Source organism: Streptomyces sp. ID05-26A (assembly GCF_033794685.1).
In the GTDB taxonomy this organism is placed as follows: Bacteria; Actinomycetota; Actinomycetes; order Mycobacteriales; family Pseudonocardiaceae; genus Lentzea.
The window spans coordinates 664,011-688,844 of sequence record NZ_JARAYZ010000002.1 but is presented as its reverse complement, the minus strand read 5'-3'; the positions used below and the strand labels follow the sequence as shown (position 1 = coordinate 688,844).

Here is a 24,834-nt window from a genome sequence, read left to right as displayed (position 1 = left end):
AGCCTCGGGTTATGACGGAGATCAGGGAATTCCAGATCGCGATCGACGACGCCGACCTCGACGAGCTCAAGGGGCGTCTGGCGCGGACGCGGTGGACCGACCAGGTCGTGGGGGCCGGTTCGCTCTACGGGGACGACGTCGCGGACGTGCGGGAGATGGCGCGGTACTGGGCGGAGGACTTCGACTGGCGCGCGGTCGAGGCGAAGCTCAACGCCTTCCCGCAGTTCGTCACCGAGATCGACGGCACGAACGTTCACTTCCTGCACGTGACCAGCCCGAACCCGGACGCGCTGCCGGTGGTGCTGATCCACGGCTGGCCGGGTTCGGTGATGGAGTTCGTCGACGTGATCGAGCACCTGCGCGAGGACCACCACCTGGTGATCCCGTCGATCCCCGGTTTCGGGTTCTCCGGGCCGACCACGGAGACGGGCTGGCACTCCGGGCGGATCGCGGCGGCGTTCGCGGAACTGATGGCGCGGCTGGGGTACCGGCGCTACGGGGTGCACGGCAACGACGCGGGGGCGATCATCGCGCCGCAGGTCGGGCAGGTCGATCCGGAGCACGTGGTGGGTGTGCACGTGACGCAGGTCTTCTCGTTCCCCTCGGGTGACCCGGCCGAGATGGAGGGCCTCACGCCCGACGACTACCGGCGGCTCGGGGTGCTGCAGAACTTCTGGGAGACCATGTCCGGGTACGCGAAGCTGCAGCAGGCGCGGCCGCAGAACGTGGCGTTCGGGCTCGCGGACTCCCCCGTCGGCCAGCTCGCCTGGACGATGCAGCTGATGGGCGAGCCGGCCGTCACGAAGGACTTCCTGCTCGCGAACGTGGCGATCTACTGGTTCACCGCCACCGCCGGGTCCAGCGCGCGGCTGTACTTCGAGGACGCGCACCGCGAGGACCAGCCCACCGGGCCGACGACGGTGCCGATGGGCGTCGCGATCTTCCCGGACGACTTCCAGACCATCCGCCGCTTCGCCGAGCGCGACCACCACAACCTCGTGCACTGGTCGGAGTTCGAGACCGGCGGGCACTACTCCGGGCACGACGCGCCGGAACTGCTGGCGGGCGACCTGAGGGTGTTCTTCGCGAAGATGTAGCGATGCCGCAGTGGATCGAGGCGGGGATCTGGGGACTGGCCGGTGGCGGCGCGCTCGTGGCGGGCGCGCTCGTCGCCTGGTTCCTGCGTGTGCCGCGTGACGTCGTGGCCGTCGTGATGGCGTTCGGGGCCGGTGTGCTGACCGCGGCGGCGGCGTTCGAGCTGATGGACGAGGCGGAGAAGACCGGTGGCCTGCTCGCCACCTCCGCGGGGTTCCTCGGCGGCGCGTCCGGCTACGTGCTGGCGAACCTGGTGCTCGCCCGGCGCGGGGCGCGGCACCGCAAGCGCAGCAGCAACCAGCCGGCCGAGTCCGACCAGGCCGGCAGCGGCACCGCGATCGCCGTGGGGGCGCTGCTCGACGGCGTTCCCGAGTCCGTCGTGCTGGGTGTGTCCCTGCTCAGCGGCGGCGGAGTCGGGGTGGCGATGCTGGCGGCGGTGGTCATCTCGAACGTTCCCGAAGGCCTCTCCAGCGTCGCCGGCATGAAACAGGCAGGCCGCGGCCCGGGGTACGTGTTCGGGGTGTGGGGTGCGATCGCCGTGGCGAGCGGGGTGTCCGCCGCCCTGGGGAACCTGCTGCTCGACGGCGCGTCCCCGCAGCTCATCGCCGTGATCACCGCGGTGGCGGCCGGTGCGATCCTGGCGATGATCGCCGACACCATGATCCCCGAGGCCTACGAGCGGGCCCGTCTGTACACGGGGCTGTGCACCACGGCCGGGTTCCTCACGGCGTTCGTGGTCGAGCGCCTGGGCTAGGCGCGCCACACCGTGGCGCTGCGGGTCTCGGTGCTCTCCAGCGTCAGCGGCACCGGCACGTCGTAGCGGGCGCGGGCGGTGAACAGGTCGTGGGGCAGGTGCGCGCGGTCCGGGTCACCGAGCAGCACCAGCGCGCCCCGTGCCGCGGCCCTGGCCAGGAACGGCAGCACCAGCGCGGTGATCTCGGCGTCGTAGAAGACATCGCCCGCGAGGACCACGTCGGCGCCGTGGGCGTCGCTGTCGAGCTGGTCGCCGCCCAGGGTGCACACGGTGACGCCGTTCGCGGCGGCGTTGAGCTCGACGGCGGCGAGCGCGAGCGGGTCGATGTCGTTGGCGGTCACCACCTCGGCTCCGGCCAGTGCCGCGGCGATCGCGACCAGGCCGGAGCCGGACGCGAGGTCGAACACCTTCTTGTCGCGCACCAGGCCCGCGTTGTCGAGCAGGTGCCGTGCCAGGGCCTGGCCGCCCGCCCACGGGAACGCCCAGAACGGCGGCTGGTCGTGGTGGGTCAGTTCCCACAGGTCCATCGCCTCGGCCGCGCTGTGCAGCACCACCTCGGGCACCAGCGGCACGGGGGCCAGCGTCGTGTTGGCGAGCACGAAGTCGGTGAGCGTGGGCGCGGACATGACGGAGAAGCTTAGGGGCAGCGCGAACACCGGCCGCAGAGGCGAAAGGCCGTAGCTCACATCCCGCCGGCGACGCGCAGGATCGCGCCGGTCGTGTACGAGGCCTCGTCGGAGAGCAGCCACGCGATGGCGTTCGCGATCTCGCCGGACTCGCCGGGGCGGCCCAGCGGGATCCGGGAGGCGACGCGGTCGGGCCGGCCGGGTTCGCCGGACAGTCGGTGGATGTCGGTGCGGATCGTGCCGGGCTGCACGCAGTTGACGCGGATCCCCCGTGGCGCGAGTTCCTTGGCCAGGCCGATCGTCAGCGCGTCCACGGCGGCCTTGGTGGCGGCGTAGTGCACGTACTCCCCCGGGCTGCCCAGTGTCGCCGCGCCGGACGACACGTTCACGATCGCGCCGCTCGTCATGCGCCGGGCCGCCTCGCGGGCCACGAAGATCGCGCCGACGAGGTTGACGTCCACCACGCGGCGCAGGTCCTCGGTGCGCAGGTCGGCGAGCGGCCCGGACGGGGAGGTGATGCCGGCGTTGCTGACCACGCCGGTGACGTCGTCGCCCGCGGCGTCGAACAGGCGCGCCACGTCGTCCTCGTCGGCCGTGTCGGCCCGCACGGCGAGCACCCCCAGCTCGTCCTCCAGCCGCCGTGCCTCGTCCTGCGCCTGCCGGTAGCTGATCACGACCCGGTGCCCGTCGCGCACGAGCCTGCGCGCGGTCGCGGCACCGATACCCCGGCTTCCCCCGGTGATCACCGTTGTCATGCCGCCCACCCTAACCCGTATACTCGGCGCCGGATATACGGGAGCGGATATGACGTTCAAGCGCACGAACCCCCTGGCCCTCGCGGTGCTGGCGTTGCTGTCGGAGCGGCCGATGCACCCCTACGAGATGGCGCAGACCATGCGGGAACGCCACCAGGAGGAGGTCATCAAGCTCAACTACGGCTCGCTCTACACCGTGGTCGAGTCGCTGCGGCGCCACGAGCTGATCACCGCGTCCGCCACGCAGAAGGCCGGCAACCGCCCCGAACGCACCGTCTACGCCATCACCACCACCGGTACGGCGGAATTGCACGACTGGCTGCGCGAGCTGATCGCCGTGCCCGCCCGGGAGTACCCGCGCTTCGAGGCCGGGATCTCCCTGGTCGGCCTGCTGCCCCCGGCCGACGCGCTGAAGGTCGTGCGACAGCGTGAGGCCGCCGTGGGCGAGCAGCTCACCGCGCTGGCCGTGCTGCTGGAGAAGCTCGCGGGCATGGGCCTGCCTCAGCTCGCGTGGATCGAGCTCGACTACCGGATGGCCGTGCTGCGCGCCGAACGCGCCTGGCTGTCCTGGTTCGCCACCGCCACCGGTGAGGGCACCGTCGGCGGCTACCCCGACTGGGAGGACAGGCACCGATGAGGCTGCTGTTCGAAGTCACCGGCGTGGTGCACGCGCCGGTGGAGGACGTGCGCGCACGGATGTTCGCCGACGCCGGCGAGTCGGGACCGCACCGGCTCGTGGACCGCGATCGAGGCGTCATCGCCTACTGGGGCGACTGGTGGTACCGCGGCGAGGACACGCTGCACCCCCACCCCGAGGGCGCGCTGCTGCGCCACCGCGTCTACAACATCGCCAAACAGGGCAACTGGGCGCCCTACCTGGCGAACAGGCTGTTCATCGGCTACCGCGCCCGGCTCGAGGCGTCGATGCGCGAGCGGGTGCGTCAGCTTCAGAGCTGACCGAAGCGGACCACGGCGACGAACACCGCCAGCGCGCACAGCACGAGGTTGATCGGCACCGTCGCGCCCTCACCGCGCCGGATGTGCGTGATCGCGGCCCCCACCTGCACCAGCGCCAGGCCTAGCGCGGCGATCGGGGTGAGGATCGGCGCGACGCCGGTCAGCCACGGCAGCACCAGCCCGAGCGCGCCCGCGACCTCGACCGCGCCGATGCCCTTGACCTGCCCGGACGAGAAGTCCCCCGCCCACGCCATGCGCGGCTCGGTCAGAAGATCCTGTTTGGTCTTCGCGAGCTTGGTGAAGCCCGCCATGAGGTACAGGGCCGCCAGCACTCCCGACACGATCCACACCGCGACGTCCATGAACGAAAACCTAGCCCCGCACCCAGCCCGCCGACCACAGACGCCAAGGTCACACCGATCAACTAAGGGTGGCCTTAGTCCTCACCCGAACGGCCGTATAGAGTGTGCAGATGAGGTGCTCGATACTCTCCGACTTCGCGGGCGAACCGCTGGCCGGCACTGCCGCGACCGCGACCGCGTGGCTGTGCCTGGAACAGCCGGGCCCCTGGGGCCGCGACGCCCTGACCGAGAGCCACCTCGACCCGGAACTCGGCGCCGAACTGCAGCGCCGCGCCGACGGCACGGGCGTGCGCATCCTGCTGATCCGCCGCCCCGGCAAACACGCCGACGACCACGTCCCCGCACGCCGCCGCCTGTACCTGGCCTCGACGAAGCCGGGTGGATCATGGCTGGAGCAGGCCGACCTGGCCACCCCCGAGGAGGCGCTCGAACTCGACTTCGAGGCACTGGGCGCGGGCCGCTCCACCGCGTTCGGCACCCCGGTCGCGGACCCGCTGCTGCTGATCTGCACGAACAGCAAACGCGACGTCTGCTGCGCCCTCTACGGCCGCCCGATCGCCACCGCGCTGAACCTGTGGGAGTGCACCCACACCGGCGGCCACCGCTTCGCGCCCACCGGCGTGCTGCTGCCCACCGGTCACCTGTACGGACGCATCGACCACCAGTTGGCCCAGCGCGTCGTCACGGAGGGCATCGTCGCCGACCGCTGCCGGGGCCGCTCCTGCTTCACCCCGCGGGGTCAGGTCGCCGAGGTCGCCGTGCGCCAGCAGATCGGCGAGACCCGCGACGTGCTCACGGTCGCCTCGGAGGACGCCGAGTCCGCGACCGTGCGGCACGCGGACGGGCGGGAATGGCGGGTGACGCTGACCGAGCGGCCCGTGCCGCCGCGGCCCGCCAGTTGCGGGAAGTCGCCGGACATCGCGATCGCGCTGGTGGCGACGGCGATCGACGAGTTGGTGAAGGTCTGCCGCTGAGTGGTTTCGGGAGCCGCGCCGGGTCCCCGCCCACCCACGGGCTGACCACTTGAAGCTCGCCCGCCGCCAGCACTCGGCCGGGCGGGCGGCGAAGGCGGTGATCCCGGCCGGACTTGCACCGCGCTGGCCGTAGGTTGATCGAATGCACAGCACGCACCGCGTCCCCGCCGACCGCAGACGCACCCTGAGCCTGGTGACGGCGATCGTCGCGCTCGCGTGCGCCGCCCTGCTGGCCGCGAGCGTCGTGGTCGACCTCGGCGGCGCCGAGAACGGGCTGATCTTCGCCATGATCCCGCTGGTGCTCTCGGCGACGGCCGCGGTGCTCCTGCTGGCCAAGCCCGGCAAGATCGAGCTGATCCAACTCGACGACGACGGCATCACGCACGTCCTCGGGGGCCTGAAGCGGGAGTGGGCGTGGGACCAGGTCGCGGCCATCGACCTCGCCGAGCCGACCATCGACGGTTCCGGTGCCACGGTCCGGTTCACCAACGGTCAGCTCCTGCACTTCGGCGGGGCCACCGAGGACAGCCGTGCCATCGTCGCCGCGCTGACCAGCCGCTGCCCGGACGCGACGCGGGAGCCGGTGCGCGCCAGGCACAAGCGGCGCGTGGCGGCGGGACTGGCCGGGGTGACGCTCGTGTGCGGCGGTGTCGCGGCCTGGGCGGTCATCGCCTACACGAACGGCGAACCGCTGGAGCTGGCCCAGCCCGCGGTGGCGCTCGTGACGCCCGCGGTGATCAGCGTGATCCTGCTGATCGCCGTTCTGGTGACGGGCCGGCGTTAGGCACGGTCGCGGAGAACACGCCGATGCCCAGCGCGTACGGGTCGTCCAGGCCCACGGTGGCCAGCGTGTCGGCCGGCAGTGCGAGCAGCGAGATGGCGACGCCCAGGAAGTAGGCGTCGAGCAGGCCCGTGTCGCGGACCGTCGAGGGCAGGCCCGCGGCCTGTTGCAGGGCGGCGGCGGCCTCGGCGTTGGCCAGGACCATGCCCGAGAGCGCCTCGCGCACGCCGGGGCGGCGCACCGCCTCCAGGTAGAGCTCGACCATCGCGAGCATCTGGGTCGGGTCGTCGGCGACCGCGCGGCGCAGCAGGGCCGGGTAGAGCTCGGCGACGTCGGTGGCGGTGATGTCGGCCGGGGTCGTCTCCCGCAGGCGTTGCACGGCGGCGCGGTGCAGGGACGTCATGCGGGCGGCGCACGCGGTGAGGACGGCCTCGCGGGTCGGGAAGTAGTTCTTGGTGGTGCCGATGGGGACGCCTGCCTCGCGGTCGATCGCGCGGTGGGTCAGGCCCCGGCCGCCTTCCACCGCGAGGATCTGGATCGCGGTGTCGCACAGGAGATCACGACGGCTCACGGTCCGGGACACTAGCAAGATCACCGCTGATCTGGCGGATCGGGGCGAACGTGCTGGTCCCGGCGGTCGCGGTGACCACGCCGCGTTCGAGCACGAGGAACAGGCCGCAGACGCAGCGGACGTAGGCGACCGCGCCGTGCGAGGACAGCGCGGAGGGGGCGGGCCAGTGGCAGGCGGGGCAGGTGGCGATCATGACCCCAGCGTGATGTCATGGTCTAGTGCATTTCAACCCTTACGGCGGGGCGGCCGCCGAACTCGCCGCGACGCTGGTCAACGCCGAGCGGGACGCGCACCTGCTCGACGTGCTGAAAGCGTCGGACTACAAGCCCCTGGGCTCCCTGGACGCACGGCAGGAACGTGACGTACGAGACTGGGTCGAACGGCTTCGGCAGGTGTTCCGCGAGCCCACGGTCGAGCTGCTCAACGACCTGCTGGCCCAGTCCTCGATGACGCACTACATCTCCACGCACGACGGACGCGCCCCGCACCTGCACTACGCCCGCGAGGACGCACCGACCGACGTGCGCCTCAAGGCGTACACGGCGGCAGGCATGGCGGCGTTGTTCTGCGAGGACGCCGGCCGCATCGGCTCGTGCGACCGCGACGGCTGCGACACGGTGTTCGTCGACACGAGCCGCAACGGCCGCAGGCGGTTCTGCTCCACCAAGTGCGCCAACCGCGTCGCCGTCGCGAACCACCGCCACCGTCAGACGGCGTGAGCGCGGTGCCCGGCGCGGGCACCGCGCCCAGAGCTCACTTGCTCACTTGTCGATGACGTTGTGCAGGCGGCGCGCCTTGTAGTCGGAGTAGGGCTCCAGGCCGTAGGTGCGGGAGCGGTAGTCGGTGCCCCAGTCGCCGCGCTGCTCGTAGGCGAAGTAGCGGGTCTTGGCCGAGTCGGTCCACCGGTCGAAGATCACGACGTGGCGGTTGTCGCCGTCGCCGATCGCGTCGATGACCAGGTCGCCGCGCTTGAGCTCGGACATGGAGATCGAGAACGTCCAGGTCGAGGTGTTGAGCGCCACGGTGTTGGGCGCGTCCGGGACCTTGTCGAGCCTCGCGGCCATCGACGCGTAGCCCGAGCAGTCCTGGCGGTAGCCGTCGGTCCACTTGAGGCTCTGCGAGTAGGGCACGCGGGTGCCGTTGTTCGCCGTCAGCCAGCTGTTGGCGCGGTTGATGATCTCGTAGCGGTAGATCGGCGCGCCGGCGGCGTGCGCCGGGGACACCAGTGTGCTCAGCGCGACGAGCGCGGCGGCGGCGATCGCGAGGACTCTCATGCGTGGAACTCCCATTCCGTAGATCACCTGTGGGCGCTTAGGGTCGGTTCATGGAGCTGACGGAGCTGTGTTTCGCCGGGGTCGCGAGGCAGGCGCACGCCGTGCGGTCCGGTGAGGTGACCGCGCGCGACCTGGTCGCCGAGCACCTGCGCCGCATCGAGCGGATCGACCCGAAGCTCAACGCGTTCCGGCTGGTCTTCGCCGAACAGGCCCTCGCGCAGGCGGCCAGGGCGGACGAGCGCAGGGCCGCGGGCGAGGACCTGCCGCTGCTGGGCGTGCCGATCGCGGTCAAGGAGGACATCGCGCTCGAAGGCCTGCCCACCACCAAGGGCACCAACGCCGCGCGCACCCCGCAGCCGGCGGACGCCGCGATCGTCACGCGGCTGCGCGAGGCCGGAGCGGTGATCATCGGCCGCACCCGCATGCCCGAACTCGGGCTGTGGCCGTTCACCGAGAGCTCCTGGGCCGGGCCGACGCGCAACCCGTGGTCGCTGACGCACTCCCCGGGCGGGTCCAGCGGCGGTTCGGCCGCGGCGGTGGCGGCGGGACTGGCCGCGGCCGCGATCGGCACCGACGGCGCCGGATCGATCCGCATCCCCTGCGCCGTGACGGGCCTGTTCGGGCTCAAGCCCCAGCGCGGCCGCGTCTCCCTGGCACCCGAACCGCAGATGTGGGGTGGTCTCGTCGTGGCGGGACCGATCACCCGCACGGTGCTGGACTGGGCGCTGGTCGCCGACCAGATCCACGGCGCGGCCCCCGGTGACGCGCACGTCGCCCACCCTCCGCGCACGAGCTTCACCCACGCCGCGCGCACCGATCCGGGCCGGCTGCGGATCGGGGTGTCGCTGCGGCCGTGGGGTCCGGGCATCGCCCTGGCCGACGAGGTCCGCGACGTCGTGCAGGACACCGCTGCACTGCTCACCGACCTCGGCCACGACGTGGTCCGCCTGGACCCGCCGATGCGCGACGTCACCGCCTCCACCCAGTTCGCGGCCCGCTACCTGCACAACGCCTACCTGGCGCGTGAGGGCATGGAGCTGCCGGACCTGGTCGAGCCGCGCACGCGCGCGGTCGGCGAACTGGGCCGCCGCGTCCCTCGTGCGACGGCGCGGTGGGCGGCCAAGGACGACGCGACGCTCACCGCGTACGCGAACCGCGTGTTCACCTCGATCGACGTGCTGCTGACCCCGGCGCTGACCCGCCCGCCGATCCGCGTGGGCGAGTGGGACGGCCGCAACGTCGTGACGGCTCTGCTCGCGGCGTCGCACTACACGACGTTCCTGCCGCTGTGGAACATCGTCGGCAACCCCGCCGCGTCCGTTCCCGCCGGTCGCACGTCGGCCGGTCTGCCTCTCGCGGTGCAGCTCGTGGGCCGCCAGCACGACGAGTGCACGCTGCTGTCGGTCTCCGCCCAGCTCGAGCGCGCTCGGCCGTGGGCGGACCGGCTCCCCTCCGGCCTCGATCATGCGAACTAGGATAGTACGAGAACGGACTATCCGAACCGGTAATGGTCAGAATCCGCGCCGGGACAACTCGTCGAGCAGTTCGCGGTCCGCGACGTGCCGCGACTTGATGTGGTCCAGGTAGTCGGCGAACGCGTCGGGCTGCAGACCGCGTAGTTGTGCGAGCCATTCCACGAGCAGCTCCTGCTCCTCGATCCCCCGGCGCGCGAGCTCGACCTCCACGATCCGCCGGTACACCTCGATCGCGAGCCGGCTGCCGTCGGTCACGAGGTGCTGCACCAGCTCCGCACGCAACGGCGGCCAGTCGTCGGTGTGCACGACCAGTGCCCGGATCTTGAGGTACACGTCGAGGTTGGGGCGCGCGACGAACGCCTCCCGGCACACCTGCACCGCGCGCTGCGGTGTCCCCCGGCGCAGGTGCTCCTCCACGGCGAGGTCGATCAGCCGCAGTGCCGCGCCCCGACCGCCCACGGCGCGCAGCCCGCGCTCGACCCACTCCAGGGCCTCCTCGGAGCGGCCGTTGTCACGCAGCACGGTCGCGACCTGCAGGTAGTGCCAGCCCGAGGACAGGTCCTTGGACAGCACGAGCAGCTGCAGGTCGACGTCGTCGGTGTACTCGGCGAGCTCCTCCATGACGCGCAGCAACGCCCAGCGGGCGCGGTCGTAGCGGCCGGTCTCGCCGAACCCGATCACCGGCAGCGGCTCGAACAGCGCCACCGCCCGTTCCCGGTAGCGCGCGAGACCGTCGTCGTCCAGGGCGCCGGTGTAGGCCGAGAGGCTGACGTCGGGCGCGTCGGGGTGGCGCAGCTGCAGGTCGAGCAGCCAGTCGGCCAGGCGCAGCGGGTCGGGGGCGGTCTCGGCACACGCGCGGGCGTGGGTGCCCAGCACGCGGTGGGCCAGTTCCGCGAGCTCGACGCGATGGGTGCGACTGGACGCGACCCCGTCGGCGAGCTGGGTGACGATCTGCTCGATCAACGCGACGAGCCGCGGGCCGGGATCGGTGACGAGCAGCGACTGCAGTTCGACCGACACGGCGGTCAGCGCCTGCCAGCGGGCGGGCCAGTCGGCGGTCTCGCTGTCGGCCTCGACGAGCGCGGAGGCCACGGTGGCGGGCAGCGAGTCCATCACAACATCATTACCGCGTCACCCGGTCGAGTGCTACGGATGTCGCCCTATCGGATTTAATGTTCACCCTCAGTGGTCAGATGGCGACAGCTCGGCCAGCTTCCTCGTCAGAACTTCCCGCTCACGTTCATTGCCGCACAATCGAATCGCCTGCTCAAGCTCGGTGCGGGCCTCGTCGAGGCGGCCCAGGCGGCGCAGCAACTCTCCGCGCACGCCCGGTAGCTGATGCGAGTCCTTGAACGCGTCCGCGGACGCCAGCGAGTCGACGATCGGCAGCGCTGCGGCGGGCCCCTGCGCCATCGACACGGCAACGGCCCGGTTGAGGTCCACGACCGGCGACGGGGCCAGCCGCCCGAGGCCGTCGTAGAGGGCGACGATGCGGCCCCAGTTCGTGTCCTCGACCGACGACGCCAGCGCGTGGCACTCCGCGATCGCGGCCTGCAGCCCGTAGTAGCCGTACCCGCGGCCCGCACCGGTGGCCTTCGCGAGCGCGGCACGGCCCCGGGCGATCGCCGGACGGTCCCAGCGGCGCCGGTCCTGCTCCTCCAGCAGCACCGTCTCTCCGTCGGGGCCGCGCCGCGCCGGGAAGCGGGCGGCGGTCAGCTCCAGCAGCGCCAGCAGGCTGTGGACCTCGGGTTCCTCGGGCATCAGCCGCGAGAGGATCCGGGCGAGCCGCTGCGCCTCGCCGGCCAGGTCGAAGCGGATGACCTCGTCGCCGGAACTCGCGGACGAGCCCTCGGTGAAGATCAGGTAGACGACGCTGAGGACCTGGGCCAGGCGCGCGGGACGTTCGGCGACCGGCGGCACCTCGAACGGCACCCCGGCCGCGCCCAGGGACTTCTTCGCCCGCGTGATGCGCGCCTGCACCGTCGCGGTGGGCACCAGGAACGCGCGCGCGATCTCGTCGCTGGTCAGACCGCCGATCACGCGCAACGTCAGCGCGACCCCGGACTCGCGGGAGAGCACCGGGTGGCACGAGGTGAACATCAGCGCGAGGGTGTCGTCGTCGATCTGGTCGGGGTCCCACAGGACGTCGTCGGGGGCGGGCCCGGGGTCGGCGCCGGTCAACGCGCCTCCCTCGGGCAGGTGGTGGGCCATCGCGGCGTACTTCTCGTCGCGGGCGCTGCGGCGGCGGAACGCGTCGATCGCGCGGCGCCGGCCGACGGTGAGCAGCCAGCCCGCCGGGTTGTTCGGGACGCCCTCGCGCGGCCAGGTCACCAGCGCCTCGGCCAGTGCCTCCTGCGCCAGGTCCTCGGCCAGCGCGAAGTCGCCGGTGTAGCGGGTGAGCGCACCGATGATCCTCGCGGAGTCGATGCGCCACACCGCTGCTACGGCCTTGCGTCCCGTGGGGTCGCTCATGGGACCCAAACTAGATCAACGGGCAGCGGGCTCAGAGCTGACCCGTGGACTCGCGCCAGGCACGTTCCTTCTTGATCCACTCGTTGTCCTGCGGGAACTCGTCGATGGTCGGCACGCGGCGGATCTCGGTCTTGAACCCGGCCGCGGTCATCGGCGTGCGCTTGGCCCACCCGATGGCGTCCTCGATGGTGGGGACGTTGATCAGGTAGAAGCCGTTGAACAGCTCCTTGGTCTCCCCGTACGGGCCGTCGGTGACGACCGGCGGCTCGGAGGAGAAGTCGACGACCACGCCCTCCTCGGCCGGGGCGAGGCCCTCGGCGGCGACCAGGACGCCGGCCTCGATGAGCTCCTCGTTGAACTTGCCGACGGTCTCGAGCATCTGGTCGAAGTCGATCTCACCGAGGTTGCCCCAGGCCTCGTCGGAGGTCACGCGCCAGATCAGCATGAACTTCATGTCGGTCTCTCCCAGATGGTTCGTGCGGGTCCGTTGGGGACCCTTTCACGCCCAGGTCGAACGGGAGACCCACCGGATCGACACACGACCCGGAATTTCCCGAGAATTTCTGTTTTCGCAGTTCAGACGACGAAGCGGCCCACCCCGGTGATCGGGATGGGCCGCTGGGCGTGTCGTCGTGCTGCTCAGACCCGGTCGTCGGGCTGGTGCAGCGAACGCGGCTGCTCCGCCTCGAGCTCCGGCACCGGGAACGCGGCGCCGACCGAGCGCGGCGAGGCGCTCAGCGGACCGGGCACCTCCTGGCGCGCGACGGCCTCCGCGGCGGCGACGGCCTCGGCGACCTTGGGGTCGGACTTGAGGTCGAACCAGGCGGCGACCGACTCGTCGTCGTCCTCGGGCTTGGGCCGCTGCGTGGTGTCGACAGGTGGCTCGTAGCGGAACACGCCGTCCTCGCCGGGGGCGCCGAGCATCTTGGCGAACCCTTCGAGGGCCTTGCCGTAGTCGGTCGGGATCATCCAGACCTTGTTCGCGTCGCCCTGCGCCATCTGCGGCAGCGTCTGCAGGTACTGGTAGGCCAGCACCTCCGGGGTGGGCTTGCCGTCCTTGATCGCGCCGAAGACCTTCTCGATGGCCTTCGCCTGACCCTGCGCCTGCAGGTAGCGGGCGGCACGTTCACCCTGCGCCCGCAGGATCTGCGCCTGCCGCTCACCCTCGGCGGACAGGATGGCGGCCTGCTTGCCGCCCTCCGCCGCGAGGATCTGCGACTGCTTCTGGCCCTCGGCGGTCTTGATGGACGACTCGCGCTGGCCCTCGGCGGTGAGGATCATGGCGCGCTTCTCGCGGTCCGCGCGCATCTGCTTCTCCATCGAGTCCTGGATGGAGGGCGGCGGGTCGATCGACTTGAGCTCGACGCGGGCCACGCGCAGGCCCCACCGGCCGGTCGCCTCGTCGAGCACGCCGCGCAGCTGACCGTTGATGTGGTCACGCGAGGTCAGCGTCTCTTCCAGGCTCATGCCGCCGACGAGGTTGCGCAGCGTCGTGATGGTGAGCTGCTCGACACCGACGATGTAGTTGGAGATCTCGTACACCGCCGAGCGCGGCTCGGTGACCTGGAAGTACACGACGGTGTCGATGGACACCGTCAGGTTGTCCTGGGTGATCACCGGCTGCGGCGGGAACGACACGACCTGCTCGCGCAGGTCGATGCGGGCGCGCACCTTGTCGATGAACGGGACCATGATGTTCAGGCCGGGTGCCGCGGTGTTGCGGTAGCGGCCGAGGCGTTCGATGACGGCGGCCTGCGCCTGCGGGATGACCAGCACGGACTTGATTGCGATGGTCAGCACGAAGATCGCGATGACGGCGGCGATCACAGCGGTGATCGGGTCCAACTCGGTTCACACCCTCCTGAGGGCGCTCACACCGCGGCTATCACCACGGCGACGGCGCCCGAGATCTCGACAACGGTGACGGCTTCGCCTTCTTCGATCACGGACCCGTCGAGGGTGCGCGCGCTCCAGGTGTCGCCGCCGATCTTGACCTGCCCGCCGTGCTCGTCGACCTTCGTCACCGCGACGGCCCGGCTGCCCAGCAGCGCCTCGTGGTGCATCCGGACGTTCGAGCCGAGCTGCAGCCGCTTCTTGAGCAACGGCCTGGCCGTGACGATCAGGCCCAGCGACGTGGCCGCGAAGACGAGCACGCTCACCAGGTCGGCGGCGCCCACTGCGGACACCCCGGCCGCGGCCAGCGCGGCGGCGCCGAGCATGACGAGCACGAAGTCACCGGAGAGAACCTCGGCGACGACGAGCAGTATCCCGACGATCAGCCAGATCAGCGCGGCCATGAGCCCAGTCATACACCAACGGGGACCACGCAGCGTGAAGATTCACCGTGCTGAGCCCCGGACCGTAACGAAATCGATCAACGGCAGATGAAAAGGGCGTGGCGAAGACGGTGAAGTCGCGGACGGGCCGGTTCGTGTCCGGGCTGGTGCTGGTGGGTGCGGCCGTGGGGCTGGTGGTCGTGTTGCAGACCGCGACCGAGCAGCATTCCTGGGCCAGTGCCGAGGCGACGGTGCAGGAGCGGATCAAGTCGGGCAAGAGCGCGTCGGTGCGCGTCGAGTACGCGCTGCCCGACGGCACCAAACAGGTGCAGACGCTGTCGGAGAACGGGTCAGCCCACGAGCAGGGCTCGCGGGTCGAGGTGCGCTACGACCTGGTCGACGGCCGGGTGGTGGACGCGGCACTGGCCGACAACGACCAGGTGTTCTGGGTGCTGGGCGTCATGCTGGGCGCGTTGACGCTCGGCTCGGTCGTCATGAACCTCATCGCCTGGGCGCCCCAGCGGCGCGATCCCTAGTCCTGTCCGACGGTGACGAAGTCGATCAGGCGCTCGACGGCGCCGAGCAGGTCGGACTCGATGTCGCGGTAGCTGCTCACCGCACCGAGCACGCGCTGCCAGCCCTCCCAGGTCTCGCCCCAGCCCAGCCGCTCGCACACGCCGGTCTTCCAGTCGGTGCCGCGCGGGACGACCGGCCAGGCCTTGATCTTGACGGCCTGGGGTTTCACGGCCTGCCAGATGTCGACGTAGGGGTGGCCGGTGACGAGCACGTTGTCGTCGCGGATCCCGTCGACGACGCGCTGTTCCTTGGAGTTCGCGACGAGGTGGTCGACCAGGACGCCGAGGCGGCGGTGCGGCGCGGTGCCGAACTCGTGGATGCGCTGCGGCAGTTCGTCGACGCCGTGCAGGGGTTCGACGACGATGCCCTCGACGCGCAGGTCGTGGCCCCAGACGCGTTCGACGAGCTCGGCGTCGTGCTTGCCCTCGACCCAGATGCGGCTGGCCTTCGCGGTGCGCGCCCTGAGTCCCTCGACCTTGACCGACCCGGACGCGGTGATCTTCGGCTGCTGCGGGCGCGGCGCGGGCTTCACGAGCGTGACGGGCTGCCCGTCGACGAGGAACCCGGCGGGGTTGAGCGGGAACAGCCGCTGCCGGCCGTGCCGGTCCTCCAGGACGACCTGGCCGTACTCGAACTTCACGACGGCTCCGCAGAAGCCGCTGGCGGGGTCCTCGACGACGAGGCCGGGTTCGGCCGTGATCTCGGGGACCTTCTTGCGCTTCGGGGTGGACAGGATGTCGCGGCCGTAGTCGTGGGAACGCACGCGAAGACCCTAGCCCCTGTCCTGCAAGTCTCGTCGGGTGACAGCGGCGGCCGAGGGCCCCGGAGACGGCGTCTCTCACCAGACGAACTCGCAGGACAGCGCCTAGCCGTAGAACGGTTTGAAGGCGGTGAGCCACTCGTGGACGCGGTCGAGGTCGACATCGGCGCCGTGCAGGTCGTAGCCGCCGTGCACGAAGTCGAGCCAGTCGACGGCCGGGTCGCCGACGCAGGCGCGTGGGTCGATCGCGACCGGTCCGCGTGGGCCTTGCAGGACGTTGCCGGGGTGCATGTCGCCGTGCAGCAGCACGGGCGTGACGTTGTCCTCGGCGAGTTTGCGGGCGCGGTGGTGTTCGGTGGCGTAGTAGGTGCCGGTGCGGCGGGTGAGCAGCGTCTCGAACAGGAAGTCGACGCGGGCCTCGAGCGGCGGGAAGCCGGTGGGGTTCGCCTCGTGCAGGTGCGGGACGACCTTGGCCGGGTCGGTCGCCGGGGTGCCGGGCGCGATGGTCTCGAGCAGCAGGGCGCCGCGGGTGAGGTCGGCGTCGAGCAGGCCGACCATGGCGGGTGTGCCGGCCCAGGCGGCCAGTGCGCGCGCTTCGTGCACGGCGATGTCGTGGTCCGGGGTGACTTTGAGGACGCCGCCGGTGCACAGGAACGTGGCACCGGTGCCACCGGGCACGGGGGTGAGGTTCGTGAGACCCCAGCGGGCGGCGAGGGTGGCGACCAGGTCGGGCAGCGCGTCGATCCACGCGGACACACCGGTGCCGAATCGTCGGGTCAGCCGCGCTCTGGCGTCCTCATCGATCACTCAACTCAGATTAGCGAGTTCGCTCCGGATTGGCGGCGGAACTGGTAGTCCGCCAGCGCCGGGCGCCACAGGCCGTTGGCGTCGAAGCAGGTGGACAGCAGCCGCAGGTCCGCTCCGTCGCCGGTGACGACGACCTTGCCGTCGATCACCCACCTGTTCGCGGGCAGCAACGGCACGGGCCACCCGGCGATGAGCAGCCGGTCGCACACCAGCCGCTGCAGCCGTCCGCCGTCGTTGTCGACGATCACGGCCGGGGTGTCGAGGTCGAAGTCGCGCACGACGGCGTGCGGGTAGCGCCGCACTCCGGCGTCGGCGAGCCGTTCGGCGCCGGGCCCGATCAGGTCGACGGGCCCGAATCGTCGCGCCAGGCACGCGGCCGCCCACGCGCCGAGATCGGCCGCGCCCACGACGACGATCCGTTCGAAATAGGTCATGTCAACCGTTTCCCGCATTCACAATTCGAATGTTCACGCAGGTCAGAAAGCCTCCAGCAAGATAGGGGCACGGTGATCCGCACGTCAAACACCCGGCCCGTCTCAATTGGAACATGTCAATGGGCAAGGAATAGTTCGCCGATGAGCACCACTGTCAGTAGGTGACGGTGATCGTGCGGTCCGGCCCGTTGACCTCGATGGCGCCGCCCACGGGGATGATCACCTGCGGGTCGGTGTGGCCGAGGTCGACGTCGAACACGATCATCGCGTCGGGCGCGTACTCGCTGAACGCCTGGAGCACCGCCTCGCGCTGCTGCGTGGTGTGGGTGGCGCGGTCGGTGTCCTGGTTGGTGAAGAACCAGGCCTTCGCGCGCCCGACGAGCACGGCCGGGAACCGCTGCAGCAGGCCGCGTTCACCCATGTTGCGCAGGATCCGGTAGACCTCGGTCGCGGACGGCATCTCCTCGCTGGTCTCGAAGAACAGCACGTCGCCGTCGTAGTGCTCGGGTGCGTTGATCTCGCGGCCGGCCATCATCAGCCACGACAGGATCTCCAGGTTCCCGCCCCACGACCTGCCCCTGACCGTGCTGTGGGGCTGGTGCCAGATCCAGCCGCCGCTGGGTTCGAGGACCGGTTCGGTGTCGAAGGCGGCGGGGTCGTCCCAGGGGCTGTCCTTGTCGCCGTAGGCCAGGCTCTCGGTGAGCCGGTACTCCCCCGGCGTGAACAGCGCGGCCTTGAGCGAGTCCCGGGTGGCCGGGTGCATGGCCTTCGGCCTGCCGAACTGGACCATGACGCTGCCACCGTAGAAGCCCGCGATACCGCGGTTGTTCAGCCACGTCAGCAGGTTGGTGTTGTCGCTGTGCCCGAAGAACGGCTTGGGGTTGGCCCTGATCAGCTCTTCGTCCAGGTGCGGCAGCACGGTGATCTGGTCGTCGCCGCCGATCGTCGCGATCACGGCCTTGATGTCCGGGTCGGCGAACGCGGCGTGCAGGTCCTTCGCGCGTTCCTGCGGGGTCGAGCCCATCTTGCGGGTGGCGGGGTACTCGACCGGGATCAGGCCGAAGTCCTGTTCGAGGCGCCGCAGGCCCAGTTCGTGGGGCAGGGGGAACAGGCCCGCGATACCGGCGGCCGGGGAGACGATCGCGACGCGGTCGCCGGGCTGGGGCTTGGGCGGGTTGCTCAACGACATGGTCGCTGAGCGTAGTAACGCCGGGCGCGGAGGGTGCGAAGTTAACCGATGCCGGACGTCGACGCGGGGGTTGCGGTGATCACAGGTGACTGAGCCGGACACCGAGGTGCACGCCGTGATCCTGGCCGACGACACGGCCCTCACGCCGGTGCAGATCGGGCTCGTCGAGATCGGGCGGTCGCAGGCATTCCCGCAGTTGTCGATCGGAACCGTTGTCGGCACCACCGTCCAGGTCGCGTTCGGTCACCTCGGCAAGGGCCAGCCGCTGGAGAACGTCGTCACGCCTGAAGTCGTCTCGGCGTTGCGCCCCAGGGCGGTGCTCGTGGTGGGCACGGCGGAGGCCGTGAGGTCCGATGTCGCGGTCGGTGACGTCGTGGTGGCCACGGACTTCGAAAGCCAGGGCGGCGTCCGGCCACGTCGCAGCAGCCGGCGAGCGCCTGCGCCGATGCTGGAGAGAGCCGTCGCGGTCGCGGGTTCCGACTGGGATCCGCGGCGCTCGGACGGAACGCCCTGCTCGGTTCACTTCAGGCCGGCCGCCACCTTCCGCGACGTGATCACACTGACTCGGCCGGTCCTGCTGGACCTCGGCGAGGCAGCGGTGATCGACACCGAGCGGTTCGGTTCCCCACCGGGCCACGTACCCGTGCTGATGATCTACGGAGTCATTGGCTGGGCACATCGGGCGGTCGACAACGCATGGTTGTCGCTGCCCTACCCGGCGGCGGAGAACGCCGTGACGTTCGCCCTGTCCCTCGCGCTCACGCTGGAGAAGCCCGATCTCGTGCGTCTGCTGCGGACCATGGGGCACGGCGACCGGGTCGCGGAGACCGATCTGCTGTCCCGCGAGGCGTTCGTCGAGTCACTGGCGGAACTGCTCGCGCACACCGACGAGAACCACGACCTGGCCGGTCCGACGGTGATCGCCATCGAGGGTGCGTGGGGTGCGGGCAAGAGCACGCTCATGGAGATGACCCGTGCCCGGCTCGAATCGGCCGGGCCCGTTGCGGCACGCCCGAGGCTGTGGGCTGAACAGGTGTCGCGGTGGCGACGGCGCAAGCTGCGGGCGTGGGACGCCGACCTCACGTTGAGCGGCTGGTTCCACCGCCGCACGCGTGAGGACGTGACCGCGCCGAGGGTGCTGACGGCGATGTTCAACCCGTGGTCGTGCCAGACGAGTGAGCACGTGTGGGCCGGGTTGAACGACTGCATCGTCAGCACGGGCGCGCCGGTGATCGCGACGAACTCCAGCTCGTCGCTGCAGCGCTTCTGGTTCGCGCACAACGCCGAGCAGCTGGATCGCCGGCACGTGCAGCGGACGTTGCGCAAGCGGATCATGTCGCCGTTGCTGCGGCTGGGTGTGTTCGCGCTGCCGGTGCCGATCCTCGCTCAGCTGGCGCGTGCCCCGGAGACGGTGGGCCTGGCGTTGTGGTTGGTCGGGGTGCTGCTCGGGCTGGGTCTCGCGCACACGGCCTTCCGGTACCTGGTCCGGCCTGCCGACACGTTGCTGCCGGCCGAGTTGTTCGGGCCGTCCGGCGCGATGGGCTCGTACTCGACGGCCGTCGGGACCGACGATCCGCTGCGGGATCCGCATCGGCGCACGCGCAAGGGGCAGTTGCAGAGCGCGCAGGAGGACGTGCACCGGTTGATCCGGGAGCTGGGTGAGCAGGGGACGCTGCTGGTGGTGTTCATCGACGACCTCGACCGGTGCTCTCCTCGCACGACCGCGGACGTGTTCGAGGCGATCAACGGGTTCCTGAGCGGGTCGTTCCCGTCGATCCGGTTCGTGCTGGGCATCGACGCGGCCGCCACCGCCGCGCACCTGGACGCCGCCTACTCGGCGCTGGTCGTGGCGGACGCCGGGCGGGACAGCGCCGATCCGAGTCCGGGGTGGACGTTCCTGCGCAAGCTCATCCAGTTGCCGCTGCCGTTGCCGAGAGTGGCGCGGACGCAGGTGGAGCCGTTGCTGGAGGGTCTGCTGGGCACGCCGCCCAGGCCGGAGTACCTCGTCGTCACCGAGGAGGAGGTGGCGGCGTTGAGGGGGTTCGTGCCGGCCCAGCCGCGGCCCGAGGTCTCCAGGGCCGCGGTGATCCACACGCCGCCGACGGTCATGACGCTGGAGCACGACGAGAAGGTGAAGCAACGGTTCGCGGAGCGTCTCGCGGCGCAGCCGGACCTGTCGGTGCGGGAGGCGAAGCGGATCGTCACGGTGTGGATGTTCTACGTGCGGGTGCTGAGCCGCATCGACGGCGAGACCGGGCCGGCGGCGGTGCGCAGGGCGTGTCACCTGGTGTTGCTGGCGGAGATCGTCGCGCGCTGGCCCGCGTCGCAGAGGGCGCTGCACCGGCGCGTCGAGGGCGTGCACGCGTTGACGGCGCTCGCGCGCGCCACGAGCGACACCGTGCGGTGGGAGATCGAGGTGCGCAGGTACGGCCTGTCCGGGGACCGGCACCGGTCGTTCCGCGAAGGCGTTCTGGCGATCCTGCGGGACTACGACGGCGCCGAGATCGCGAAGCTGGCCGAGCAGCTGACCTAGAACGCCGGCCAGGGGATCGCGGGCCAGTCGCCGGAGGGTTCGGGGAAGACACCGGCGGCCAGCAGCTTCTCCACCCGTTCGCCGACGGCACGGACCTCGGCGCGGGTGAGGTGGTCGTGCAGCGTCTCGCCGAGCTCGGAGTCCAGCGACGACCTCAGCCGGCGCAGCGTCTCGACGACGGTCTCGGGCAGGGGTTCGCGGGCCCAGCCCCACAGCACGGTGCGGAGTTTGGGTTCGGTGTGCAGGCAGATGCCGTGGTCGACGCCGTAGATGGCGCCGTCGAGGGCGTGCAGGACGTGGCCTCCCTTGCGGTCGGCGTTATTGACGACGACGTCGAAGGCGGCCATCTCGGCGATGCGCGGGTGGTCGGCGTGCACGAGGACGGCGGGGTCGCCGAAGCGGTCGTGGGCGTGGAAGACGGGGATCCAGCCGGGTTTGACGTCGTCGACGCCGATGATGTCGACGAGTTCGTCCTCTTCGCGGGTGTCGACCCACAGCTGGACCATGCCGGTGCCGAACGGGCCGGGGCGCAGCACGGTCGGGGGGACGACGCCGAAGGACGCGGCGGAGATCAGGTAGGTGGCCACCTCGCGGCCGGCGAGCGTGCCGTCGGGGAAGTCCCACAGCGGCCGTTCGCCTCGCACGGGTTTGTAGACGCACTGGGCGTCGACGCCGTCCAACGAGATCTTGCAGAACAAGGTGGCGTTGGAGGCGTCGACGAGGCGTCCTTCGACCTCGATGCGGCCGTGTTCGAGCAACCGCAGGGCCGCGGAGGTGTCCACGTCAGTCTTCTTCGGTGCGTCGGTAGCCGTTCTGGCGCGGGCAGATGTGGCCGTCCGCGTCGAGCGGTTCGTTGCACAGCGGGCAGGGTTTGCGGCCGGCGTTGACGACGCGGTCGGCTCGTTCGGCGAAGGCGCGGGCGGCCGAGGGCGACAGGAAGACCCGCACGGCGTCGGGGCCCTCCTCGGTGTCGTCGAGCACGACGGCCTCGTCGACCTCCTCCTCGGAGACCGCGAGGAGCTCGATGACGACCGCCTTGGACTCGGCGTCCCAGCCCAGTCCCATGGTGCCGACGCGGAACTCCTCCTCGACGGGCACGTCGAGGGGCTGGGTGTCGAGGTCGTCGGGCGGGGCGTCGTCGGGCACGTCGGTGCCGAAGCGGCGCTGCACCTCCTCGAGCAACGAGCCGATGCGCTCGGCGAGGACCTGGACCTGCTGCTTTTCCAGGGCGACGCTGATCAACCTGCTCTGCTCGGAAGCCTGCAGGTAGAAGATGCGGTCGCCGGGCTGCCCGACGGTTCCTGCGATGAAACGGTCGGGTGCGCGGAATACGTGAATGACGCGAGCCATGGCAGAAACGAGCCTAGGCCACGCGGAGATCGTCGGCAGGTCCTCCCCCACCAAACACTCCGCGTATAGGGTCGGGTTGTGGTGAAGATCGCTTCGTACGGGACCTGGACCTCGCCGATCACGGCAGGCGACACGTCGAAGCCGGGCGGTGGGTTCCAGTGGGCCGACCTGCACGGCGAGCGGGTGTGGTGGGCGGAGAGCCGACCGGCCCAGGGCGGCAGAGTGGCGTTGGTGCGCGACGGCGTGGAGGTGCTGCCCGCGCCGTGGAACGCCCGCAACCGGGTGCACGAGTACGGCGGGCGGCCGTTCGTGGTGCTGGCCGAGGACAGGGTGGCGTTCACGCACTGGGACGACCAGCGCGTTTATGTGTTCAACCCGGACTCGCCGCAGCCCACGCCGCTGACCGAGGCGCCGCAGCGGCATCACGGGGTGCGGTACTCCGACCTGTCGGCGGGCCCGGACGGCGAGGTGTGGTGCGTGCGGGAGACCGTCACGGGTGAGGCGCGCACCGACGTGCGCCGCGACCTGGTGGCGATCACCCGGGCGGGTGAAGTCCGGGTGCTGGGCGCGTCGCACCACTTCATGACCGGCCCGAAGGTCAGCCCGGACGGCACGCGGTTCGCGTGGATCGGCTGGAACCACCCGCAGATGCCGTGGGACGGCGCCGAGCTGTGCGTCGCCGACGTCGGCTCGTCGGAGCACGAGGTCGTCTCGGGTTCGGCGACCGAGGCGGTGTGCCAGTTCGAGTGGGAGGGCGACAGTCTGCTGGCGCTGACCGATCCCGACGGCTGGTGGAACCTGTTCCGCGTCTCCCCCGACGGCACGCGCGTGAACCTGGCGCCGTGCGAGGAGGAGCTGGGCGGGCCGATGTGGCGGCTGGGCAACCGGTGGTTCGCGACGCTGTCGCCGGGCCGCTACCTGGTGGTGCGCTCGGGGCACCTCGCGGTCCTGGACGAGCGCAGCGGCACCGTGACCGACGTGCAGACCGACCTGCCGACGTGGGCGGCGGACCTGTCGGTGCGCGACGGTGTGGTGGTCTGCGGCGCGGCGGGCCCGACGTCGGACTTCGCCGTGGTGCGGCTGGACCTGTCCAACGGTGAGCTGACCTATCTGACGGGCGGCGAGGAGTTGCCCGAGGCGGCGTATCTGCCGGTGCCGGTGGAGCGGATGTTCGGGGAGATCCCGGCGTACGTGTACGCGCCGTCGAACCCGGACTTCGCGGGCCCTGAGGGCGAGTTGCCGCCGTACGTGGTGCACGTGCACGGCGGGCCTACGGGGCGTGCGCTGCCCAAGCTCGACAGCGACATCGCGTACCTGACCAGCCGCGGCATCGGTGTGGTGGCGGTGAACTACGGCGGTTCGACCGGCTACGGGCGGGCGTTCCGGGAGCGGCTGCGCGAGCAGTGGGGTGTGGTGGACGTGCAGGACTGCGCGTTCGTCGCCCAGCAGCTGGCTGCCGAGGGCACGGCGGATCCGAAGCGCCTGGGCATCCGGGGCGGTTCGGCGGGCGGCTGGACGTCGGCGGCATCGCTGACCTCCACGGACGTCTACCGGTGCGGGATGGTCGCGTTCCCGATCCTGGACCTGGCGGGGTGGACGTCGGAGGGCGGCGAGACGCACGACTTCGAGTCGCGTTACGTCGAGGGCCTGGTCGGCACGTTGCCCGAGGCCGCGGACCGCTACCGGGACCGCTCGCCGTCGACGAAGGCGCGGGAGGTGTCGGGGCCGGTGCTGCTGTTGCAGGGCCTGGAGGACGAGATCTGCCCGCCGGAGCAGGCGGACCGGTTCGCCGCGGACCTGGCCGGCTCGGGGATCCCGCACGCGTACCTGACGTTCGAGGGTGAGCAGCACGGGTTCCGGATGGCGCAGAACATCAAGACGGCGCTGGAGGCGGAGCTGTCCTTCTACGGACAGGCGTTCGGATTCGTGCCGCCCGGTGTGCCGGTGCTGGACCTCTCGGAGTGAGCCTGCTGTCCGCCGGGGATCGGGTCGCGCTGGTGTCACCGGCCGGCCCGGCCCTGGCCTCGCGGATCGCCGCGGGCGCCGACGTGCTGCGCTCGTGGGGCCTCGAGGTCACCACGCCTGTGGTGGATCCGTGGTCGTTGCCGTACCTGGCGGGTTCTGACCAGGCACGGGCGCAGGAGTTCGTGTCGGCGTGGTGCTCGGACGTGGCGGCGGTGTTCTGCGTGCGCGGCGGCTACGGGTGTCTGCGGATGACGGATCTCGTGCCGTGGAAGGACCTGCCGGCGCGGGTGTTCGTGGGCTCGTCGGACGTGACGGTGCTGCACGCCGAGCTCAACGCGGTCGGGCAGCGCACGGTGTTCGGGCCGATGCCGGGCACCTCGGACTTCGTCGACGACCCGCTGGCCCAGGCGCGGCTGCGTGAGGTGCTGTTCGACGGCGTGAGGTCGTGGACGGCCGGCACGCCCGTGGTGCCCGGTACGGCGAGTGGGGTGCTCACGGGCGGGAACGCGGCGTTGCTGGCGGCGTCGATCGGCGGGCCCCGGTGGGCGCGTCCGGTGCCGGGCGCGATCGCGTTGATCGAGGACGTCGGCGAGGAGGCCTACCGGCTGGACCGGATCCTGACGCAGCTGCTGCGGGCGGGCTGGTTCGAGCCGGTGTCGGGGATCGTGCTGGGGTCGTGGACGGACTGCGGGGACGTCTCGGCGGTGCTGGCCGACCGCCTCTCGGGGCTCGGGGTGCCGATCCTGGGTGATTTCGGGTTCGGGCACTGCGCGGGCTCGTGGTCGCTGCCGATGGGCGTGCGGGCGCGCCTCGACGCCGGCGCGCGGACGTTGACGCTGCTCTGAGGC

At 71.1% G+C, this 24,834-nt stretch carries 29 protein-coding genes; 12 read left to right on the top strand and 17 right to left on the bottom strand.

Going from position 1 to position 24,834, the window contains the following annotated elements; genetic code table 11:
- Positions 1-11: 11 nt before the first annotated feature.
- Both PV646_RS18900 and PV646_RS18895 read left to right on the top strand, forming a co-directional pair.
- Positions 12-1,097, top strand: a complete 1,086-nt coding sequence (locus PV646_RS18900) for an epoxide hydrolase family protein (RefSeq protein ID WP_500343476.1) — start codon at positions 12-14, stop codon at positions 1,095-1,097.
- A 2-nt stretch (positions 1,098-1,099) separates the two neighbouring features.
- Complete coding sequence (locus tag PV646_RS18895) at positions 1,100-1,849, top strand: ZIP family metal transporter (protein ID WP_500343475.1); 750 nt, start codon at positions 1,100-1,102, stop codon at positions 1,847-1,849.
- Here the strand turns inward: PV646_RS18895 and PV646_RS18890 are convergent.
- Positions 1,846-2,475 carry a class I SAM-dependent methyltransferase gene (locus tag PV646_RS18890; RefSeq protein WP_500343474.1) on the bottom strand — a complete coding sequence of 210 codons (630 nt, stop codon included), beginning with the start codon at positions 2,473-2,475 and terminating at the stop codon, positions 1,846-1,848. The genes PV646_RS18895 and PV646_RS18890 overlap by 4 nt on opposite strands.
- Before the next feature lie 56 nt (positions 2,476-2,531).
- On the bottom strand, positions 2,532-3,230 hold the full coding sequence (locus PV646_RS18885) for an SDR family oxidoreductase (protein ID WP_500343473.1): 699 nt from the start codon (positions 3,228-3,230) through the stop codon (positions 2,532-2,534).
- 49 nt (positions 3,231-3,279) lie between these two features.
- On the opposite strand from PV646_RS18885, the gene PV646_RS18880 reads away from it, so the two are divergent.
- Both PV646_RS18880 and PV646_RS18875 read left to right on the top strand, forming a co-directional pair.
- Positions 3,280-3,867, top strand: a complete 588-nt coding sequence (locus tag PV646_RS18880; protein WP_500343472.1) for a PadR family transcriptional regulator — start codon at positions 3,280-3,282, stop codon at positions 3,865-3,867.
- Positions 3,864-4,187: a hypothetical protein gene (locus PV646_RS18875; RefSeq protein ID WP_500343471.1), complete on the top strand. Its 324-nt coding sequence runs from the start codon at positions 3,864-3,866 to the stop codon at positions 4,185-4,187. The genes PV646_RS18880 and PV646_RS18875 overlap by 4 nt, the downstream gene beginning before the upstream one ends.
- On the opposite strand, the gene PV646_RS18870 is transcribed toward PV646_RS18875, so the two are convergent.
- A complete protein-coding gene (locus PV646_RS18870) occupies positions 4,178-4,549 on the bottom strand; it encodes a DoxX family protein (protein ID WP_500343470.1) in 372 nt (123 codons plus the stop codon). The genes PV646_RS18875 and PV646_RS18870 overlap by 10 nt on opposite strands.
- 110 nt (positions 4,550-4,659) lie before the next feature.
- Here PV646_RS18870 and PV646_RS18865 point away from each other — a divergent pair, with 110 nt between their 5' ends.
- Both PV646_RS18865 and PV646_RS18860 read left to right on the top strand, forming a co-directional pair.
- Positions 4,660-5,523: a ferredoxin family protein gene (locus PV646_RS18865; protein ID WP_500343469.1), complete on the top strand. Its 864-nt coding sequence runs from the start codon at positions 4,660-4,662 to the stop codon at positions 5,521-5,523.
- A 142-nt stretch (positions 5,524-5,665) separates the two neighbouring features.
- Complete coding sequence (locus PV646_RS18860) at positions 5,666-6,307, top strand: hypothetical protein (RefSeq protein ID WP_500343468.1); 642 nt, start codon at positions 5,666-5,668, stop codon at positions 6,305-6,307.
- Here PV646_RS18860 and PV646_RS18855 read toward each other — a convergent pair.
- Positions 6,261-6,875 carry a TetR/AcrR family transcriptional regulator gene (locus tag PV646_RS18855; protein ID WP_500343467.1) on the bottom strand — a complete coding sequence of 205 codons (615 nt, stop codon included), beginning with the start codon at positions 6,873-6,875 and terminating at the stop codon, positions 6,261-6,263. The genes PV646_RS18860 and PV646_RS18855 overlap by 47 nt on opposite strands.
- Positions 6,862-7,068 carry a hypothetical protein gene (locus tag PV646_RS18850; protein ID WP_500343466.1) on the bottom strand — a complete coding sequence of 69 codons (207 nt, stop codon included), beginning with the start codon at positions 7,066-7,068 and terminating at the stop codon, positions 6,862-6,864. The genes PV646_RS18855 and PV646_RS18850 overlap by 14 nt, the downstream gene beginning before the upstream one ends.
- A 25-nt stretch (positions 7,069-7,093) precedes the next feature.
- Here PV646_RS18850 and PV646_RS18845 point away from each other — a divergent pair, with 25 nt between their 5' ends.
- Positions 7,094-7,594, top strand: coding sequence for a CGNR zinc finger domain-containing protein (locus PV646_RS18845; RefSeq protein ID WP_500343465.1), 501 nt, complete (start codon positions 7,094-7,096; stop codon positions 7,592-7,594).
- Between the two features lie 42 nt (positions 7,595-7,636).
- Here PV646_RS18845 and PV646_RS18840 read toward each other — a convergent pair whose 3' ends face one another.
- Positions 7,637-8,149 carry a hypothetical protein gene (locus tag PV646_RS18840; protein ID WP_500343464.1) on the bottom strand — a complete coding sequence of 171 codons (513 nt, stop codon included), beginning with the start codon at positions 8,147-8,149 and terminating at the stop codon, positions 7,637-7,639.
- Between the two features lie 50 nt (positions 8,150-8,199).
- Between PV646_RS18840 and PV646_RS18835 the strand changes: the two genes are divergently transcribed.
- On the top strand, positions 8,200-9,624 hold the full coding sequence (locus tag PV646_RS18835) for an amidase (protein ID WP_500343463.1): 1,425 nt from the start codon (positions 8,200-8,202) through the stop codon (positions 9,622-9,624).
- Between the two features lie 36 nt (positions 9,625-9,660).
- Here PV646_RS18835 and PV646_RS18830 read toward each other — a convergent pair whose 3' ends face one another.
- The 5 genes from PV646_RS18830 to PV646_RS18810 all read right to left on the bottom strand — a co-directional run bounded on the left by PV646_RS18830 (position 9,661) and on the right by PV646_RS18810 (position 14,393).
- The gene (locus PV646_RS18830) at positions 9,661-10,737 is read right to left on the bottom strand and encodes a hypothetical protein (RefSeq protein WP_500343462.1); all 1,077 of its coding nucleotides are present in this window, start codon (positions 10,735-10,737) and stop codon (positions 9,661-9,663) included.
- A 69-nt stretch (positions 10,738-10,806) separates the two neighbouring features.
- On the bottom strand, positions 10,807-12,096 hold the full coding sequence (locus PV646_RS18825) for an RNA polymerase sigma factor (protein ID WP_500343461.1): 1,290 nt from the start codon (positions 12,094-12,096) through the stop codon (positions 10,807-10,809).
- A gap of 31 nt (positions 12,097-12,127) precedes the next feature.
- The gene (locus tag PV646_RS18820; protein WP_189155357.1) at positions 12,128-12,550 is read right to left on the bottom strand and encodes a YciI family protein; all 423 of its coding nucleotides are present in this window, start codon (positions 12,548-12,550) and stop codon (positions 12,128-12,130) included.
- 185 nt (positions 12,551-12,735) lie between these two features.
- Positions 12,736-13,941 (bottom strand): SPFH domain-containing protein, encoded by a 1,206-nt coding sequence (locus tag PV646_RS18815; protein ID WP_500343460.1) that lies wholly within the window; start codon positions 13,939-13,941, stop codon positions 12,736-12,738.
- 26 nt (positions 13,942-13,967) lie between these two features.
- Complete coding sequence (locus PV646_RS18810; RefSeq protein ID WP_500343459.1) at positions 13,968-14,393, bottom strand: NfeD family protein; 426 nt, start codon at positions 14,391-14,393, stop codon at positions 13,968-13,970.
- 98 nt (positions 14,394-14,491) lie between these two features.
- Here PV646_RS18810 and PV646_RS18805 point away from each other — a divergent pair, with 98 nt between their 5' ends.
- Positions 14,492-14,908 carry a hypothetical protein gene (locus PV646_RS18805; protein ID WP_500343458.1) on the top strand — a complete coding sequence of 139 codons (417 nt, stop codon included), beginning with the start codon at positions 14,492-14,494 and terminating at the stop codon, positions 14,906-14,908.
- Here the strand turns inward: PV646_RS18805 and PV646_RS18800 are convergent.
- The 4 genes from PV646_RS18800 to PV646_RS18785 all read right to left on the bottom strand — a co-directional run bounded on the left by PV646_RS18800 (position 14,905) and on the right by PV646_RS18785 (position 18,138).
- Positions 14,905-15,711 (bottom strand): DUF3097 domain-containing protein, encoded by an 807-nt coding sequence (locus tag PV646_RS18800; RefSeq protein ID WP_500343457.1) that lies wholly within the window; start codon positions 15,709-15,711, stop codon positions 14,905-14,907. The two genes, PV646_RS18805 and PV646_RS18800, sit on opposite strands and share 4 nt — an antisense overlap.
- A gap of 102 nt (positions 15,712-15,813) precedes the next feature.
- A complete protein-coding gene (locus tag PV646_RS18795) occupies positions 15,814-16,515 on the bottom strand; it encodes an aminoglycoside phosphotransferase family protein (RefSeq protein ID WP_500343456.1) in 702 nt (233 codons plus the stop codon).
- A 5-nt stretch (positions 16,516-16,520) separates the two neighbouring features.
- A complete protein-coding gene (locus PV646_RS18790; RefSeq protein ID WP_500343455.1) occupies positions 16,521-16,949 on the bottom strand; it encodes a hypothetical protein in 429 nt (142 codons plus the stop codon).
- A gap of 154 nt (positions 16,950-17,103) precedes the next feature.
- Positions 17,104-18,138 (bottom strand): S66 family peptidase, encoded by a 1,035-nt coding sequence (locus PV646_RS18785; RefSeq protein WP_500343454.1) that lies wholly within the window; start codon positions 18,136-18,138, stop codon positions 17,104-17,106.
- An 85-nt stretch (positions 18,139-18,223) separates the two neighbouring features.
- Here PV646_RS18785 and PV646_RS18780 point away from each other — a divergent pair, with 85 nt between their 5' ends.
- Positions 18,224-20,671 (top strand): KAP family P-loop NTPase fold protein, encoded by a 2,448-nt coding sequence (locus PV646_RS18780; protein ID WP_500343453.1) that lies wholly within the window; start codon positions 18,224-18,226, stop codon positions 20,669-20,671.
- Here the strand turns inward: PV646_RS18780 and PV646_RS18775 are convergent.
- Both PV646_RS18775 and PV646_RS18770 read right to left on the bottom strand, forming a co-directional pair.
- Positions 20,668-21,453, bottom strand: coding sequence for an SCO1664 family protein (locus PV646_RS18775; RefSeq protein WP_500343452.1), 786 nt, complete (start codon positions 21,451-21,453; stop codon positions 20,668-20,670). The two genes, PV646_RS18780 and PV646_RS18775, sit on opposite strands and share 4 nt — an antisense overlap.
- Position 21,454: 1 nt before the next feature.
- Complete coding sequence (locus PV646_RS18770; protein ID WP_500343451.1) at positions 21,455-22,021, bottom strand: DUF3090 domain-containing protein; 567 nt, start codon at positions 22,019-22,021, stop codon at positions 21,455-21,457.
- 78 nt (positions 22,022-22,099) lie between these two features.
- Here PV646_RS18770 and PV646_RS18765 point away from each other — a divergent pair, with 78 nt between their 5' ends.
- Both PV646_RS18765 and PV646_RS18760 read left to right on the top strand, forming a co-directional pair.
- Positions 22,100-23,986 (top strand): dipeptidyl-peptidase 5, encoded by a 1,887-nt coding sequence (locus PV646_RS18765; protein WP_500343450.1) that lies wholly within the window; start codon positions 22,100-22,102, stop codon positions 23,984-23,986.
- A complete protein-coding gene (locus PV646_RS18760; RefSeq protein ID WP_500343449.1) occupies positions 23,983-24,831 on the top strand; it encodes a S66 peptidase family protein in 849 nt (282 codons plus the stop codon). Before PV646_RS18765 ends, PV646_RS18760 begins: the two co-directional genes overlap by 4 nt.
- Positions 24,832-24,834: the final 3 nt, after the last annotated feature.

Coding starts and splice junctions, on each gene's coding strand:
- PV646_RS18900 (WP_500343476.1), top strand. CDS start 12: ATGACGGAGATCAGGGAATTCCAGATCGCGATCGACGACGCCGACCTC.
- PV646_RS18895 (WP_500343475.1), top strand. CDS start 1,100: ATGCCGCAGTGGATCGAGGCGGGGATCTGGGGACTGGCCGGTGGCGGC.
- PV646_RS18890 (WP_500343474.1), bottom strand. CDS start 2,475: ATGTCCGCGCCCACGCTCACCGACTTCGTGCTCGCCAACACGACGCTG.
- PV646_RS18885 (WP_500343473.1), bottom strand. CDS start 3,230: ATGACAACGGTGATCACCGGGGGAAGCCGGGGTATCGGTGCCGCGACC.
- PV646_RS18880 (WP_500343472.1), top strand. CDS start 3,280: ATGACGTTCAAGCGCACGAACCCCCTGGCCCTCGCGGTGCTGGCGTTG.
- PV646_RS18875 (WP_500343471.1), top strand. CDS start 3,864: ATGAGGCTGCTGTTCGAAGTCACCGGCGTGGTGCACGCGCCGGTGGAG.
- PV646_RS18870 (WP_500343470.1), bottom strand. CDS start 4,549: ATGGACGTCGCGGTGTGGATCGTGTCGGGAGTGCTGGCGGCCCTGTAC.
- PV646_RS18865 (WP_500343469.1), top strand. CDS start 4,660: ATGAGGTGCTCGATACTCTCCGACTTCGCGGGCGAACCGCTGGCCGGC.
- PV646_RS18860 (WP_500343468.1), top strand. CDS start 5,666: ATGCACAGCACGCACCGCGTCCCCGCCGACCGCAGACGCACCCTGAGC.
- PV646_RS18850 (WP_500343466.1), bottom strand. CDS start 7,068: ATGATCGCCACCTGCCCCGCCTGCCACTGGCCCGCCCCCTCCGCGCTG.
- PV646_RS18840 (WP_500343464.1), bottom strand. CDS start 8,149: ATGAGAGTCCTCGCGATCGCCGCCGCCGCGCTCGTCGCGCTGAGCACA.
- PV646_RS18835 (WP_500343463.1), top strand. CDS start 8,200: ATGGAGCTGACGGAGCTGTGTTTCGCCGGGGTCGCGAGGCAGGCGCAC.
- PV646_RS18830 (WP_500343462.1), bottom strand. CDS start 10,737: ATGGACTCGCTGCCCGCCACCGTGGCCTCCGCGCTCGTCGAGGCCGAC.
- PV646_RS18825 (WP_500343461.1), bottom strand. CDS start 12,096: ATGAGCGACCCCACGGGACGCAAGGCCGTAGCAGCGGTGTGGCGCATC.
- PV646_RS18820 (WP_189155357.1), bottom strand. CDS start 12,550: ATGAAGTTCATGCTGATCTGGCGCGTGACCTCCGACGAGGCCTGGGGC.
- PV646_RS18810 (WP_500343459.1), bottom strand. CDS start 14,393: ATGGCCGCGCTGATCTGGCTGATCGTCGGGATACTGCTCGTCGTCGCC.
- PV646_RS18790 (WP_500343455.1), bottom strand. CDS start 16,949: ATGACCTATTTCGAACGGATCGTCGTCGTGGGCGCGGCCGATCTCGGC.
- PV646_RS18785 (WP_500343454.1), bottom strand. CDS start 18,138: ATGTCGTTGAGCAACCCGCCCAAGCCCCAGCCCGGCGACCGCGTCGCG.
- PV646_RS18770 (WP_500343451.1), bottom strand. CDS start 22,021: ATGGCTCGCGTCATTCACGTATTCCGCGCACCCGACCGTTTCATCGCA.